This is a genomic window from Rhizobium leguminosarum (assembly GCF_002953715.1).
Taxonomy (GTDB): domain Bacteria; phylum Pseudomonadota; class Alphaproteobacteria; order Rhizobiales; family Rhizobiaceae; genus Rhizobium; species Rhizobium leguminosarum_V.
Window position 1 is genome coordinate 335888 of sequence record NZ_CP025015.1, and the last position, 14751, is coordinate 350638.

The 14751-nt window shown below is 58.4% G+C and carries 11 protein-coding genes and 5 pseudogenes; 4 read left to right on the top strand and 12 right to left on the bottom strand.

The window, feature by feature from the left end; all coding sequences use genetic code 11:
* Nucleotides 1-3: 3 nt before the first annotated feature.
* The 4 genes from CUJ84_RS33875 to tnpA all read right to left on the bottom strand — a co-directional run bounded on the left by CUJ84_RS33875 (nt 4) and on the right by tnpA (nt 2698).
* Nucleotides 4-300, bottom strand: coding sequence for a hypothetical protein (locus CUJ84_RS33875; protein WP_105009886.1), 297 nt, complete (start codon nt 298-300; stop codon nt 4-6).
* Nucleotides 300-1922 carry an IS66 family transposase gene (gene tnpC, locus CUJ84_RS33880; protein WP_105009887.1) on the bottom strand — a complete coding sequence of 541 codons (1623 nt, stop codon included), beginning with the start codon at nt 1920-1922 and terminating at the stop codon, nt 300-302. The genes CUJ84_RS33875 and tnpC overlap by 1 nt, the downstream gene beginning before the upstream one ends.
* A 63-nt stretch (nt 1923-1985) precedes the next feature.
* The gene (tnpB, locus tag CUJ84_RS33885; RefSeq protein ID WP_003554417.1) at nt 1986-2333 is read right to left on the bottom strand and encodes an IS66 family insertion sequence element accessory protein TnpB; all 348 of its coding nucleotides are present in this window, start codon (nt 2331-2333) and stop codon (nt 1986-1988) included.
* Complete coding sequence (tnpA, locus tag CUJ84_RS33890; RefSeq protein WP_199788877.1) at nt 2330-2698, bottom strand: IS66-like element accessory protein TnpA; 369 nt, start codon at nt 2696-2698, stop codon at nt 2330-2332. The genes tnpB and tnpA overlap by 4 nt, the downstream gene beginning before the upstream one ends.
* A 111-nt stretch (nt 2699-2809) precedes the next feature.
* Here tnpA and CUJ84_RS33895 point away from each other — a divergent pair, with 111 nt between their 5' ends.
* Nucleotides 2810-4027: an IS4 family transposase gene (locus CUJ84_RS33895; protein WP_245457662.1), complete on the top strand. Its 1218-nt coding sequence runs from the start codon at nt 2810-2812 to the stop codon at nt 4025-4027.
* Nucleotides 4028-4081: 54 nt separating this feature from the next.
* On the opposite strand, the pseudogene CUJ84_RS39465 reads toward CUJ84_RS33895, so the two are convergent.
* Nucleotides 4082-4186, bottom strand: a pseudogene (locus CUJ84_RS39465) (IS30 family transposase); the annotation flags it as partial.
* A gap of 237 nt (nt 4187-4423) precedes the next feature.
* Nucleotides 4424-5797 carry an ISNCY family transposase gene (locus CUJ84_RS33900; RefSeq protein ID WP_105008341.1) on the bottom strand — a complete coding sequence of 458 codons (1374 nt, stop codon included), beginning with the start codon at nt 5795-5797 and terminating at the stop codon, nt 4424-4426.
* 254 nt (nt 5798-6051) lie between these two features.
* On the opposite strand from CUJ84_RS33900, the gene CUJ84_RS33910 reads away from it, so the two are divergent.
* Nucleotides 6052-7077 carry an IS110 family transposase gene (locus CUJ84_RS33910; protein ID WP_105009889.1) on the top strand — a complete coding sequence of 342 codons (1026 nt, stop codon included), beginning with the start codon at nt 6052-6054 and terminating at the stop codon, nt 7075-7077.
* A gap of 523 nt (nt 7078-7600) precedes the next feature.
* Here the strand turns inward: CUJ84_RS33910 and CUJ84_RS33915 are convergent.
* The 5 genes and pseudogenes from CUJ84_RS33915 to CUJ84_RS38495 all read right to left on the bottom strand — a co-directional run.
* On the bottom strand, nt 7601-8173 hold the full coding sequence (locus tag CUJ84_RS33915) for a methyltransferase domain-containing protein (protein WP_105009890.1): 573 nt from the start codon (nt 8171-8173) through the stop codon (nt 7601-7603).
* A 184-nt stretch (nt 8174-8357) separates the two neighbouring features.
* Nucleotides 8358-8814: pseudogene (locus CUJ84_RS33920) on the bottom strand (IS66 family transposase); the annotation flags it as partial.
* Between the two features lie 293 nt (nt 8815-9107).
* Nucleotides 9108-10187 carry a lysine-2,3-aminomutase-like protein gene (locus tag CUJ84_RS33925; RefSeq protein ID WP_105009891.1) on the bottom strand — a complete coding sequence of 360 codons (1080 nt, stop codon included), beginning with the start codon at nt 10185-10187 and terminating at the stop codon, nt 9108-9110.
* Nucleotides 10188-10429: 242 nt separating this feature from the next.
* Nucleotides 10430-10612 (bottom strand): annotated as a pseudogene (locus tag CUJ84_RS33930) (ATP-binding protein); the annotation flags it as partial.
* Between the two features lie 46 nt (nt 10613-10658).
* Nucleotides 10659-10838 (bottom strand): annotated as a pseudogene (locus CUJ84_RS38495) (IS3 family transposase); the annotation flags it as partial.
* A 342-nt stretch (nt 10839-11180) separates the two neighbouring features.
* Between CUJ84_RS38495 and CUJ84_RS38500 the strand changes: the two are divergent.
* Together CUJ84_RS38500 and CUJ84_RS33940 are read left to right on the top strand one after the other, a co-directional pair.
* On the top strand, nt 11181-11378 hold the full coding sequence (locus CUJ84_RS38500) for a hypothetical protein (RefSeq protein ID WP_197728458.1): 198 nt from the start codon (nt 11181-11183) through the stop codon (nt 11376-11378).
* Entirely contained in the window at nt 11368-13431 is a 2064-nt protein-coding gene (locus CUJ84_RS33940) for a recombinase family protein (RefSeq protein WP_105009893.1), read from the top strand. The genes CUJ84_RS38500 and CUJ84_RS33940 overlap by 11 nt, the downstream gene beginning before the upstream one ends.
* A gap of 23 nt (nt 13432-13454) precedes the next feature.
* Here the strand turns inward: CUJ84_RS33940 and CUJ84_RS33945 are convergent.
* A pseudogene (locus tag CUJ84_RS33945) lies at nt 13455-14363 on the bottom strand (IS3 family transposase); the annotation flags it as partial.
* Nucleotides 14364-14751: the final 388 nt, after the last annotated feature.

Here is a 14751-nt window from a genome sequence, read left to right on the forward strand (position 1 = left end):
TTGCTACCGCCGAGATTTTGCTTTGATGCGAGCGACGAGCAGCTCGTCGTCAACAAAGCTGTCGAGGAAGTCGTTCCATTCTTGGGGTGAGCGGCGGGCGTCTTTGAGCATCTGCTCCAATTCGTCCATGCCGTCGTCTGTCAGTGCGGTCACGGATTCGTCGTCTCCGGTGTACACGGAGATGATGCTGCCGTAGCTCAGATTATCATCGTTGGAGACGATTGCCTGAAGAAGCTCCGGGTCCTCTTCGAGAATTTCGGCAACAAATTTGATCGTACGGACGTAGGTGACTGTCGCCATCAGGCTGCCTTTGCGTCGACTGTGGTGATCGCCGACCAGTTCCACGGAAGCAATTCGTCTAACCGATTGATCTTGTGATCGTGGATGCGATCGAGCACGTCAGCCAGATAGGCCTGCGGATCAAGACCATTCATCTTTGCCGTCTCGATGATCGTCATGGCGCGTGCCAAGGTCTCCGCTCCCGTATCGGCTCCCGCGAAGAGCCAGTTCCGTCTTCCCACGCCTATCGGACGTAGTGCCCGCTCGGCGGCATTGTTGTCGATCGCGACGCGGCCGTCTTCGAGGAACAGACAGAGCGAAGACCATCGGCTCAATCCGTAGCGGAAAGCTGTCGCCAGATCGCTTTTGCCCGGAATGCGCGTGAGTTGAGCTTCAGCCCAGTGGCGGAATGCATCGACCTTAGGCTTGCTCTGCTTTTGACGCGTAGCAAGACGGATCTCAGGAGGCTGCCCGTCAATGCCACGCTCGATGTCGTAAAGCGCTCCGATGCGATCGAGAGCCTCTCGCGCAATCTCCGACTTGTTTGATGTCCAGATGTCGTGGAAGTCTCGTCGCCAATGAGCCCAGCAGGCGGCTTCCTTGAAGCGAGATTCTCCCTTTTCTCCAGGCGAGTATAACTTGCCATATCCTTTGTAGCCGTCAGCCTGAAGGATGCCGCTTGATTGCTTGAGGTGGCGGTGGACGTGCTCTTCTTTCCAGTCAGGAGCAAAATAGTAGACTGCACCGGGCGGGGAAGTCCCCACCCATGGACGCTGATCGCGGACATACGTCCAGATCCTGCCCTTCTTCACACCCTTGCCCAACCCCTTGTCTCGCAGCGAGCGATCCAGCACTCGGATCGGGGTGTCGTCGGCATGAAGGAGGTCACTTGCCATAATCGCCGTTTCGATCCGCTCGATGAGAGGCTGAAGCACCTGCATGGCGCGACCACACCAATCAACCATCGTGCTGTCGGGAATGTCGGCGCCCATCCGGGCGAAGATCTCGTTCAGCCGGTACAGTGGCAAATGGTCGTCGAACTTCGAGACCAGAATATACGCCAAGAGGCCAGCGCCGGCCATGCTGCCCGGTATCGGGCGGCTGGGTGCTGCCACCTGCACCATTTTCTCGCAGCAGCGGCAGGACTTCTTCAGTCGAGCAACCTCGATGACTTTCATCTGCGCGGCGATCATGTCGAGGATTTCGCTGACGTCCTCACCGACAAGACGCAATTCACCTCCGCATTCCGGGCAGCAGGAGCCAGGATCGAGCTCTCGGCGCTCGCGAACCGCCTTGTCCGAGACGCGTGGGCGCCGGCGCATGATCTTTTCAGACGTATCCGCCAGGAGAACAACAGACGCCGCCTCATCAGGTTCATCGATTGGCGCCGTACTGCCTTCAGCGGCGGCGATCAACAGATCCTCAAGCGCCAGTTCCAACTGCTCGATTTCACGCTCAATCTTTTCGGAGGACTTGCCGAAGACTTGTTTCTTCAGCTTGGCAATGCGCAGCCGCAGCGTTTGGATTAACTGGTCATGCGCCTGCAATGTGGCCGACATCTTCGCGTTTTCCACCTGCAAAGCGGCAATCATTGCCTTGAGAAAGGCTGGATCGTCCGGAAGAATTGTCGTCGCGCTAGACATGATCCTGACTACCACGAGTCAGGATAAATTTCCATAAAAACCAGTGGTTTCAGTGGGATAAAATCACCCGACACGGGCCGGTGGCGCACCCCAATCAGGACGACGCCAATCGATCCCTTCCCACAACATCGCCAGTTGGGCCGACGTCAGCCGGGCAGTCCCGTCGGATGCCGAAGGCCAAGGAAACCGCCCCTTCTGCAAGATCTTGTAATACAGGCAGAAGCCCTGGCCATCAAAATAGAGCAGCTTCAAACGATCGCCACGCTTGCCGCGAAAGGCAAAGACCGCGCCGCCAGTCGGCTTCTGACGCAAAACATCCTGCGCAAGCGCGGCAAGGCCTTCTACTCCCTTGCGCATGTCCGTGATCCCGCACGCAAGATACACCCGAACGCCGGTCCCAGGCCCAATCATGCTGCTTCCACTGCCCGGATAACCTGCGTCAGGACGCTGGGGGCCACCGAACTCTCGAAGCGAAGGGTGCGGCCGCAGCTCAATCGTAGCTCAATCATCCCGAAGCAGCTCTCCCTCAATTCAGGGGCATCATTCTGCACGGCATTCAGATCGACGGGAATGAACAATGCACTCGAAGACACCGAGAGCAGCCCCTTCTTCTTGAGCTCGCTACGCCAGGCGTATATCTGCTGCCGCGTTACATCGTGACGATGAGCAACCTCTGTGATCGTGGCTCCAGCAACCCCAACCGACATGACAATCGCAAGCTTGTCTTCTTCGCGCCACCGCCGTCGACGTTCCTGCCCAAGAATTTCAACGCGCATCGCAATCCTCGCCTAAGACATGTCGCTAACGACGTCGTTAAACACGTCTCTTAGGCCATCAGGGCGTTAGGCGGCAGGCGGTGCCAATCGGGCGGTTACGAGGAAGGCGATATCCTTAACGGCCATTTCGCCGCGACCGCTCAACGCTACGATGCTTCCAATGGTCCGATCTTGGTGCTGCAGGACACGACCGAGTTTACCTATCAGCGCCGCAATCCGCATGCCGTTGGCTTTACGAAGAGCGTCAACAGTGGCCGTGACAAACAGGAGCGGCTGCGCCACCATACGGTCTGCGGGATATTGATGCATTCGAGCCTTGCGGTGACCTTGGATGGGCTACCCTTAGGGTTGGCAGCCGTCAAGTTCTGGAGCCGCGACAAGTTCAAGGGTACGGCTCAGCTCAAACGCAAGGTCAATCCGACACGTGTTCCGATCGAAACCAAGGAAAGCATCCGTTGGCTTGAAAATCTGTGCCAATCCCTCACGCTTCTCGGTCAGCCAGACCGATGCATTCATGTAGGCGATCGCGAAAGTGATATCTACGAACTCTACTGCCTGACCAAGGAGCTTGGCACGCACTTCGTCGTGCGCACCGTCGTCGACCGGCTGGCTGGCAACGGGGATCACACGATATCGGCTGAAATGCGCGATGTTGAAACTGTCGGCCGGCATCTCATCGAAGTTCGCGCCGACACCGATGAGGTCACCAAAGTCCACCTGGACATCCGATTCAAACGGATCCGGGTGCTGCCGCCCATCGGCAAGAAGAAGCGATACCCTGCTTTGGACCTTACCGTCATCCACGCGGTAGAGCCCGACCCTCCGGCCGGCCGCAAGCGCATCGAGTGGAAGCTATTGACGGATCTTGAGGTGCATAGCTGCGAGGAGGCAGTCGAAAAAATCAAATGGTACGCGATGCGCTGGAAGATTGAGGTCTTCCCTAAGATCCTCAAGTCCGGTTGCCGGGCTGAAGATGCAAGACTACGAACGGCCGATCGACTGGCAAACCTCGTCGCCGTGTTTTGCATCATGAGCTGGAGAATGCTCTGGTTGACAATGCTCGCGTGCACAGCGCCCGAAACACCGCCAACCGCGGCCCTCACCGAACAGGAAATTGAAATCCTCGATCAAATGGTCAGCAACGCAGGCAACCGGCAAGCGACGCCGGGATCGCTAAACTTCTATCTCACCAAACTCGCTCGTTTAGGTGGTTACCTTGCAAGAACATCAGATCCGCCACCGGGAAATACGGTCGTCTGGCGCGGCCTCAGCCGGCTGACAGACATTCGCCTCGGAACCGAAATGGCGGCCACACTCAGATGTGGGTAATTGCAAGCCTCACCGGGCGCTTACGGTTAGAGCCTCGGCGACTTCAGATCAGCCACGCCGAAGGCTACGAGCAATCTCCGCCTGCATGATCTTCTTCTCGTGCATCCGCGCGACGATGCGACGTTCGCCCATACTCAACTGCACAAAAGAGCGGGCCATTCCATCCTCCTGAAACTATGGCCGTTATTCTCCTCGTTGCATTTGAAAATGGCATCTGCCCCCCTACATATCTTGTCAAAGCTGAATAGCGCTGCGACTTCGCCAGCCAGTTAGAAACGCGACACTTGCGCTTCGGAATAGCCGCCGATCCGAGCGGCTGGACCGGGTTGCAAGGGAGGAGCGGGGGCGGGTGAGGAACACCCCTTCGGCTTTAGCTTTGACAGTTGCAGCAGCCAATCATTCCGCCGCATCGAGGCCAGAGAGCGCCTTCTGCCGTCGGGCAATGACGGCGGGATCGTTCATGAAATCTCTGCCTCGTCCCGGCTTGCGGCCCCGCGGCGTGTAGCCGTTCTTCTCGCTGTTGGTCTTCACCTTCGGCGTCGGCAATTGCTCCTGGCGCTCCTTGATGTAGGCCAGCACATCGGAAAGCCGCTTGTTCTCGGTGATCGCCGCATGCGTCACCCGCTGGTCCTTATCGAACGTCCTGTAGGGCAGGGAATGCCCCTTCCACCGCACATCCAATCGACCGTCCGCATAGGCGTAGGTCTCGACATAGCGACCCGCCAAACCGCGCGTCACCTCGCTCTCCTCCAGCATGATCCGCTGGCGCTCAAACGAAAACGTCAACTGCGATCCGACATAGCGCTGCTCGCGCTTGCACAGAATCTCGCTGAGCCGATCCGGCGCCAGATTCATCGGCCGGTGCAGGTCATCGGACCGGGCAGGGACAATCGCAAACCGGGCATTGTAGTCCTCCATGAAGCCCGGCAAAAACGCATTGCCCGCCTCCATATCGCCGATATCCGCCAGCCGTAATTCCTTGACCAGTCGATCCTGCAGCGTCCGGTTCATCCGCTCGACGCGACCTTTGGCCTGACTGGAATTTGCGCAAAGAATCTCGATGTTTAGCTCGCAAAGCGCACGCCCGAACTGGGTCATGCCCTGGCCACCCTTGGCGTCCTTCTTCGCCACCCGGAATACCGAATGCTTGTCGGAGTAGAAGGCCACAGGCGCGCCGTGACGCTTGAGGTAAAGCGCCAGTGCCTCGAAATAGCTGAAGGCACTTTCCGAGCGTACAAAGCGCAACTGCATCAACCTGCCGGTCGCATCGTCGACGAACACCAGCAGCGAACACGGATCACCGCGGTCCTCAAACCAGCGGTGCTCGGATCCGTCGATCTGCACCAGCTCGCCATAGGCTTCACGCCGCAAGCGCGGCTGATGGAACGTCCGGCGCTGCTTGCGCGAGAGCCACAGGCCCGCATCCACCATCCAGCTGCGCAACGTCTCGCGCGACACACGCAATCCATCGCGCTCGGCAAGCTTCTCGGCCGCCAATGTCGGCCCGAAGTCCGCATAGCGTTCGCGAACCAGCGTCACCGCGTAATCTCGAACACCATCGCTGATCCGGTTGTTCGACGGCCGGCCGATCGCCTTGTGCCGGATCGACGCCGCACCACCCGTGCTGATCCGCTCCAGCAGCCGGCGCACCTGGCGCGTACTCAGATCAAGCACATGCGCCGCCGACACCATCGTCATCCGGTCGGCGATCACCTTCGACAAAATCTCGATCCGCTGCAGATCGCGCTCGCTCATCGCTATCAATCCCATCCGCAATCTCCACCGTCATCAAACCCGGGGAGTGTGACATTCCAACTTTGCAGAAACAGGACACTTCAACTTTGCGGCTACAATATCTGTGTCACATAATCTATCTTATGGAACTAATATCTCTTGCTCGCCAAATTTACATGCTTTATTCTTGGCGGACTTATATCAGCCTAGGCTCGGTGGAGTGGACGCCCCCCGACGGCATCAAATGTGCCAATGTGCGGGTGTGTTTAGAACCAGCGAGGAGGACGTCGATGAACGAGATTAGCATTGTTGGCTTGGATTTGGCAAAGAACGTATTCCAGATTCACGGCGCAGGTCCTGACGGAAGCGTTGCTCTACGTAAGAAATTAAACCGCGGAAGATTGCTCGAGTTTTTCGCCAAGCTCCCTATTTGCGTGGTTGCGATGGAAGCTTGCGCTAGTGCCCATTATTGGGGCCGCGAGATTGGCAAATTGGGCCATGAGATCAGACTCATCAATCCCTCCTATGTGAAGCCTTTCGTCAAACGGCAAAAGAATGACGCTGCCGACGCAGAGGCTATTGCGGAGGCAGCTTCGCGACCAACAATGCGGTTTGTGAGCGTTAAAAGTGCGGAGAAGCAGGCCTCGTCCATGGCGTTCAAGGTGCGCGACCTATTGGTTCGACAGCGGACGCAGACAGTCAACGCGTTACGCGGACATCTCATGGAATATGGCCTAATCGTACCTCAAGGGCTCAAAAACGTTTCCCTCCTGCATGAGCAGATCGCGACGCATCCCGATCTGCCTGAGGTTGCCAAGATGCTGTGCAAGGGCTTGTTGGAACAAGTCATGTTCCTCTCTCAACAGATCGTCGTGCTGGAGAAGGAGCTTCGCATACGCGCCAGACAGGATGACCTTGCCTCGCGACTGATGACTATTCCGGGTGTCGGCGCAATTTGCGCCACGGCGATCGAAGCATTGGCTCCATCAGCGGAGACTTTCTCCAAGGGGCGCGATTTTGCAGCTTGGATCGGGCTCACCCCAAAGCAGAATTCTTCCGGAGGCAAAGATCGGCTTGGTAAAGTCTCCAAGATGGGGCAACGCGATCTTCGTCGTCTCCTTGTCCTCGGCGCTACCGCCGTTGTGCGCTGGGCAAGACGATACGGAGCGCCTGGCGGGGCATGGTTGGCAAGAATGCTTTCGAAAAAACCGCCGAAGCTTGTCGCGGTGGCGTTGGCGAACAATCTGGCACGCATCGCTTGGGCTCTGATGTCCAGCGGTGGTGTCTATCAAGCTCCGGCATCTGGCGCTGCGTAATGTAGGGCCGGGCAGCCGCGAGGCGTCGGGAATGTGGAAGGTCTAACGGAGGATTATGGGCAAACGGTCAAAAACGGAATCGGAAGAGCCATTAGGTGAACGAGTGCCTCGAGCACGCCGGTTCGAATTGGCTCCGATTCACGCATTCCATAAGGGCCCACGGCGCGTTGAAGTCGCTTTACGAGGCCGGACACACGTCAGCACCCGACCACATGCCTATATCGCCGTAAGATTTTGCTTGCATTTACCGGGGCGTCCACACACGTTCACCTGGATTTGTCAGGGCTGATCCGTAAGGGCGTGCCGCTCGCACCTTGACCGATATAATACGCTACATTTGCTGATCGCAGTATGATGGAGGCGGCAACTGTGCGCCAGAAGTGGACATTGCACGTTAGCCCGCGACCAGTCGCCACGAGAAAGGCCTGATCCCAGACGATCGTGCCGCCGGTGCGCATGTTCATCCACGATCGGATGTGCGAGAGTATCGGATTGAACCTCTTCCGCCGAGGCAACACCATGTTCAATCAAACGTGGCAGCATCCGCATTAGTGTCGGGAGGAAGGAAGGGTCGTCGGGCTGGATCAGAACGCCTTCGTTGCGTGCCTGAGTTCGAAAGGCCCCGTGAGCGCATCTGGTCAACCAGGCGCAGACCAAGTGTCACATCGCCGCCCTCGGCCGCAACTGTCTCCCACACCCAGTCGTAAAGGCGTCGATGCAGAGAAAGGGCTGCAAGACCGAAGGGAAGACTGGCGCGCGCGTGTTCCTGAAAGGCCAGTATCGCCCTAGGATTCGCAAGTCCGACCAGCCGAGCGAGCGTGGCGGAAGCGTCTGGGAGATACATCAGAACACGGCGTCCGACGATTACATCGAAGCGACCGAGATCGTGCAGATCAGCCGCCAGATAGATGATCGGCGCCGCATCCGGTTCACGGCCCGCAGCACGTGCCAGTGCCAGCGCCGCTTCGCTACTATCGACTGCGACGACCTCGCCCTGCGGCCCGGTCAACCTCGCGACGAACCGGCTAAGGTCACCGTTCCCACAGCCGATAGAGAGAACGCGCGATCCGGTTCTGATGCAAACGGTCTCAAAAATCGTGGGCTTGCTGAATTAACGATTAGCTTAGTCTGCTTTGGGGCAGAAAGGCGACCTCGGCAGAGGAGGAAGCTATTGTTCCTTCAGGGGAGAGGCAGACAAGCCTCAGGCTATGTAAAGCTCGTACTGATCGCCGCCCTGCAATTCTTATGTCAGCTCGTTGCCTGCCCAAGCGGGCGTCAGTGACGCGGGCACGATGATGGGTGGGCCAGGTCCGCATGTCCGCGATTAACGGTGTTGATCGTTTCTCCCTTTCGGCCAGCCGGACGTCGGGGGAACTGCGCAACTCGGCTTCGACGCGATAGAGTTCACCGATCCGCTTCACAGCGTCCTCAGCAACCGGCGCTGAGCCGGTGCGGGTGATCTCGGCCAGCTTGCGCCGGGCATGTGCCCAACAATAGGCGAGCCTGATCGCACAGGACGGACACGGTCCTTTGCGATCAGGCGGTTGTATCGGCATAGCCGTCCACCTGCAGAACACCTGAGAAACCCTGCAATGTTCGTTCGGCGTGCAGTCCTCTGCGAGCGGGCGCATAGGTAAAGGCGACTCCTGGAGGTGCTGTGCCGCCCCATGGACGGTCATCACGCGCCAGCGCCCAGAAATACCCTGTCGTGGTTTTGCGGGAACCGGGATCAAGCACCGTTTATCGGCTGTCGCAAGCATGATGAGCCTCCGGAAAGATTTTAGCGAAGCCACTCTGACACGGTGCAGGACGTTATCCACTCTCCATAGGATCTTGTGGTGAAAACGTCGCCGGAAGCGCGGTGTAGGCGGACCCTTAAAGCCCCGCTCCATTATTTTGTATTGCTCGACGAATTTCGTCAGTCGTCGTGGCGCGCCCCGTGTAAAATACGGTACAGCTTCCCTCTACGACAAAGAAAATGATGCGCTATCAAAACCCGGATCGAACATCTAAATGAGTGAATTATCTACTCAATCTGCAGGCGGATAGGCATGCCCACGGCCCTTGAAGTCCGAGACCGTAAAGCAACCTGCATAGTCCTGCCGGATGGCATTCGGTCCGATCACCGCCTTCCCGTGCCCACCTGGAATGTCGAGGATGTAGGTCGGCTGGCACAGTCCCGAAATCCGACCTCTCAGGCCTGCGACCAGAGCCCTGCCTTGCTCGATGGTCAGACGGAAATGGCCTGTGCCGAGAGCAAGGTCCGGATGGTGGAGATAATACGGCTTTACCCTCGCTTCCACGAAGGCGCGCATGAGGGCTGCGAGCGTGTCGGGGTCGGCGTTGACGCCCTTCAGCAGAACCGACTGACTAACCATCACAATGCCTGAATCGACGAGCCGGCCGCAGGCCGCCCGAGCCGCGGGCGTAAGCTCGCGCGCATGATTGGCGTGGAGAGCCACATAGACCGCTTTCCCGCATGACTTCACGGCCGCAATCAAAGCCGAATCAATCCGCTCTGGCTCGATCACAGGAACGCGGGTATGGAAACGAACGATCTTCACGTGATCGAAAGCAGCCAGCCTCTGCATGATTTTCGCGAGGCGGCGGGGCGAGATCATGAATGGTTCCCCGCCGGTGAGGATGACCTCCGAGATATCTATGTGATCGGCGATATAGCCCAAGGCCCTGTTCATAGCCTCGGGTGATAGGGTGCCGAGCCCCTGCGGGCCCACCATTTCGCGGCGGAAGCAGAAGCGGCAATAAACCGGACAGACATGGACGGCCTTGAGCAGCACCCGATCGGGATAGCGGTGAACGATGCCTTCAACGGGGCTATGCGCCAGATCCCCAATGGGGTCGTCGCGCTCCTCGGCCGTCGCGTTCAGCTCAGCCGCATCCGGCACGAATTGACGTGCGATGGGGTCGTTCGGATCGTCCCGGTCGATCAGCGCAGCCATGGCAGGGCTGATCGCTATGGCATAGCGCTGTGCTACGGCCTCAATACCTGCAAGGTCTTCAGCCTTGACGAGGCCAGTCTCGACCAGCTCCGCAGGCGTGCGGATGGAACGGGCGCTGGTCGGCTCAACATGAGGGCGTTCTCCTGACATTTTACTCTCCTCTCATTTTTCGGCCAATGCGCTATGAGTTACGCGATGACTGCCAGATGCAGCTGCGGCCACCGTTTAAAATGTTGCAAAGTTCGTGCCAATCTCGTGGCTTGAGCCGATGCGGGCAAGATCGTATTGGGATTCATATTGGGACTGGTATTGTCATCGACTTGAGCCCCTCTTCTGCTTGTCAAGCGAAGTGAAGATTTGACCCCGTAGGCGAAACGAAGAACTGACCCCCTTCATTGATTTGCTGTTTCGTTTGTCTCGAGCGCCGTTCCGACCTTCTGCAGAAGGCCGGAACGGCGCTTTTCGCGAAGCCTGTAGCTATCACCTCGGATGGTGATCACTGTCGAATGGTGCAGCAGGCGGTCCAATATCGCGGTGGCGACGACAGGGTCTCTGAAGACGCTCCCCCACTCTCCCTCAAAGGGCCACACGCCTGTTAAAAGCTGACCTTGCCCCCAAGTTTTATCCAGTTTTGAGTTCGCTCCAGCGGTTTTTGGTTGCTGTTGTTGGGTCGGTAGCGGCGGGTTGCGGTGCGGAGCCATTTCGGCTGCGCAGCACCGCATCACGTCGCGGATTGATGGTCTGAGCGAACTCGGCGGGCGTCAGCCAGCCAAGGCCGGAGTGCGGTCGATGATCGTTGTACAACACGACGACAGAACACTCACGGGACCGAGGTTCGCGAGCTTTTGTATCCGTGGCACCCCTGGTCGGGGCGGCTCGTTCACGTCCATGAGGCGCTGTCCAAAGGGACGCATATTTTCCGCTGCAGCCTTTCTGGTTCTTCTTGTGATCGACTTCTTGAAGTCCCGGCATGGATGTTCGACCGCTCCGTGAGCGGATATTGGCGCAGCCTGCCGGTTCCGCACGTCGATCTCGCAACCCTTCATGCTTTGGCAAAGTTACTGGAAGACGCTGATGCCTCATCGCAAACAGCGGTAATGGGCGCAGCATTGGTCTCTCACGAAACGAGTCGGAGAGATGTCCATGCCTCGCCAGTCCATGACATACCAGTTCGATCTGTTCTCGGCCCCGCAGCGCGGGAAGACGGCAGGGACGCCGCAATGGCCGGAGTTGCCGGAGGAGACCCGCCAAACGCTGACGGTGCTCATCGTGCGGCTGTTCGTCGATCACGCAAACTGCGGGCGCGTCTCCCAGCAGAAGGAGACCGGTCATGATGCATGAGAAGATCGGACCGCACCATCTCGAGCGGAAGGCCATCCTCTATGTTCGGCAGTCCTCAGCTCACCAGGTTCTGCACAATCGCGAAAGCAGCGCCCTGCAGTATGCCATGCGGGACCGACTGGCAGCACTCGGATGGTCACATATAGAGACGGTGGATGATGACCTTGGTCGTTCGGCCGCCGGCGGCGTGACCCGCGCTGGATTTGACCGGATGGTGGCGGAAGTCTGCCTTGGCAAGGTGGGCGCCGTGGCCGCGCGTGAGGTATCGCGCTTCGCCCGGAACAGCCGGGACTGGCAGCAACTCATCGAGATGTGCCGTGTTGTCGATACCGTTCTGGTCGATCAGGAAGCGGTTTATGCGCCCCGCCAGGGCAACGACCGCCTGCTCTTGGGTTTGAAGGGCAGTCTCAACGAGTATGAGCTCGATCTCTTGCGTCAGCGTTCCCTTTCCGCCCGCTATGAGAAGGCTCGCCGCGGTGAACTCGTCGTCGCTGTTCCCGTCGGTTTTGTAAAGGCCGGTGACAGGATCGAGAAGGATCCCGACCGACGCATCCAGGAAGCCATTGCACTCGTCTTCAACAAGGTTGCCGAACTCGGCAGTGCGCGGCAGGCTCTGCTATGGTTCCTCGAACAGGGGCTGGACCTGCCGGTCAGGTACGCCAATGGTGACGTCATCTGGCGCAGGCCAAATTATGCTACCATCCACCGGATGATTGCGAACCCGATCTACGGCGGAGCATACGCTTATGGTAAGAGTCGCGCCGTGCCGGGATACGATGGCCGATCTGGAATTCGTCGCAAGACGCGTGATGAATGGTTGGCGCTGATCCCGGATGCACACGAAGGTTACGTCAGTTGGGAACGGGCGGAGGAGATCCGCAAGATGGTCAGCAACAATGTGCCGTCCAGCCGCCATCACGGAGCGCCGAAGCATGGTGACGCTCTGCTTACCGGCCTTTTCCGTTGCAAGAGGTGCGGTCGGAAGCTGACGGTCCGGTACACCGGAAACAATCATAATATTCCGCGCTATTCCTGCTGGCGTGGTCTGCTCGATAATGGCGAGCCCCGCTGCATTGCTTTCGGCGGTCTGCGGGTCGATGACGCGATCGAAGAGGCACTGCTTGGCGTGGTCGAACCAGGAGCCGTTACCGCCGCCATCGAGGCGGAACGTAATATGGCCAGCCAACGCGACCAGGTTCAGGATGCCCTTCTGCGCGACCTCGAGGCGGCGCGCTATGTCGCCGACCGGGCATTCCGACAATACGACGCGGCTGATCCGGAGAACAGGCTGGTGACGTCGGAGCTCGAAGCGCCCTGGAATAAGGCGCTTGCTCGCGTCGGCGAGATCGAGGCCAAGATTGCCAAACATCGGACAGTTACGCCGCAGCCGTTCGCCATGTCCGCATCACAGGTAACCGCACTTGCGGGAAACCTTCGCACTGTCTGGACGGCGCCGACAACCGATGCAAGGCTTAAGAAGCGCATCGTGCGCACGCTCATCAATGAAGTAGTCGCCGATCTCGATGATGGAACCTCTGAGATTGTCCTCGTCATTCATTGGGTTGGTGGTGTCCACACCGAGCTGCGTCTGCCGAAGCGGCGCCGCGGGCAAAGAAACGCGACGCCTGACGATATTGTCGACGCCGTACGACAGCTTGTCCTTATCGCCAATGACGATGTGATTGCCGGTGTCCTCAATCGCAACGGACTGACGACCGGCAATGGCAATCGCTGGACACGGGAGCGGGTCACTGCGCTGAGGTCATATCGCAAGATTCCGGTCTTCCGCCCCCAGATCGACGGGGTCGAGCCGTGGCTTAATCTGGGCGGGGCGGCGAAGTTGCTCGGGATAACGCCAAAGACGCTGCGTCTGGCGGCCGAGGCCGGCGAGATTGAGGGGACTCATCCGCTACCCGATGGCCCATGGATCTTCAGCCGTTCAAAACTCGCGACCTCACAAGCACGTCAGATCCTCGATCGCGCCCGGCAGAACCCTCGACACCCCACAGGATCGCATCCAGATCAGGAAAGCTTATTCCCTTCAACAACATAGAAAGATGGGCGTTATGAAACAGGATTGTAATCGCTGCGCCAGTCTGAAAGAGCTGATCGAGCGTGGGTCAGTGACGAGAAGAGCGTTTCATTCAAGAGTTCGTCGCGCAGCCGACCATTGAAGCTTTCGATGAAGGCGTTCTGGATCGGTTTGCCTGGTGCGATGTAGTGCCAATCGACTTTGGTCCGGCCGGCCCATTGCAGGATCGCGTTGCTGGTGAACTCGCTGCCATTGTCACTGACGATCATCTTGGGTTTGCCACGTTCCTCGATAATCCGATCAAGCTCACGGGCAACCCGCAGGCCGGAAAGCGAGGTATCCGCGACGAGGCCAAGGCATTCTCTGGTGCAATCGTCGACGACCGTCAAAACCCGGAACCTGCGACCATCGGTGAACTGATCCGACACGAAGTCCAACGACCAACGGTCGTTGGACGCCATCGGAACCAGCATCGGTGCTCGTGTGCCTATCGCTCGCTTTCGGCCGCCACGCTTGCGCACCGTCAGCTTCTCCTCGCGATAGAGCCGGAAGGGCTTCTTGTGGTTCACAAGGTGTCCCTCGCGCCTGAGCAGCACATGAAGGCCCTGATCGTCGCTGCGTTTAGTGTCATAACGGATCGTCATCCGGCAAAAACCGATGGCTTTACACGCCCGCCGTTCGCTCATCGCATGTTGGTTCATGAGATGTGCGACAGCTTTCCGCTGGGCTGCGGGCGTCACCACTTCTTTCCCAAAAGGTCTTTCAAAGCGGCATTGTCGAGCATGGCATCCGCCAGAAGCCGCTTCAGCTTCGTGTTCTCACTTGGCTTTCCATTTATAGATGCTGGCATCGATGACACCGTGCTTGCGGCAAAGCTCCGCGACCGGCGTGCCCGCCTCGTGCTCCTTCAGAATGCCGATGATCTGTTCGTCCGTGAAACGGTTGCGCTTCATTCTCTGGTCCTCTCAATGGGCCAGAGCTTACTTCAAAATGGATTATTTCAACGGGGCAAGGTCACGCACAGTGAACGAGTGAACGGGAGCTGAGCAGCGTCGCAGCCAGGCGGCCCACGCGAGCCTAGGTACTTTCGGTCTTTCTCCAGCGCCACCCGACCGGAAACGGGCGGCACTGGTGCCAGGTTTTCACCAGCGGCGAAGCCGCTTCATCTCAGAGAGCATCCGACCGGCGTATTTTTACACCTGCATTTTTGCTAGATGCGATGCGAGTGATGGTCCTTGTGTCGAAGCTGGCAGTTTGCATATTGGCTGCATTGGCTACACCTTGTATGTCCATCATCGGGGCTACAGCATGAAATACCACCTGTCCTGTGGCAATGCTGCG

What these genes read in the sequence shown, in the direction of transcription:
- CUJ84_RS33875 (WP_105009886.1), bottom strand. Translation starts at nt 300, where the DNA reads ATGGCGACAGTCACCTACGTCCGTACGATCAAATTTGTTGCCGAAATT.
- CUJ84_RS33910 (WP_105009889.1), top strand. Translation starts at nt 6,052, where the DNA reads ATGAACGAGATTAGCATTGTTGGCTTGGATTTGGCAAAGAACGTATTC.
- tnpA (WP_199788877.1), bottom strand. Translation starts at nt 2,698, where the DNA reads ATGCGCGTTGAAATTCTTGGGCAGGAACGTCGACGGCGGTGGCGCGAA.
- CUJ84_RS33940 (WP_105009893.1), top strand. Translation starts at nt 11,368, where the DNA reads ATGATGCATGAGAAGATCGGACCGCACCATCTCGAGCGGAAGGCCATC.
- tnpB (WP_003554417.1), bottom strand. Translation starts at nt 2,333, where the DNA reads ATGATTGGGCCTGGGACCGGCGTTCGGGTGTATCTTGCGTGCGGGATC.
- CUJ84_RS38500 (WP_197728458.1), top strand. Translation starts at nt 11,181, where the DNA reads ATGCCTCGCCAGTCCATGACATACCAGTTCGATCTGTTCTCGGCCCCG.
- CUJ84_RS33900 (WP_105008341.1), bottom strand. Translation starts at nt 5,797, where the DNA reads ATGGGATTGATAGCGATGAGCGAGCGCGATCTGCAGCGGATCGAGATT.
- tnpC (WP_105009887.1), bottom strand. Translation starts at nt 1,922, where the DNA reads ATGTCTAGCGCGACGACAATTCTTCCGGACGATCCAGCCTTTCTCAAG.
- CUJ84_RS33925 (WP_105009891.1), bottom strand. Translation starts at nt 10,187, where the DNA reads ATGTCAGGAGAACGCCCTCATGTTGAGCCGACCAGCGCCCGTTCCATC.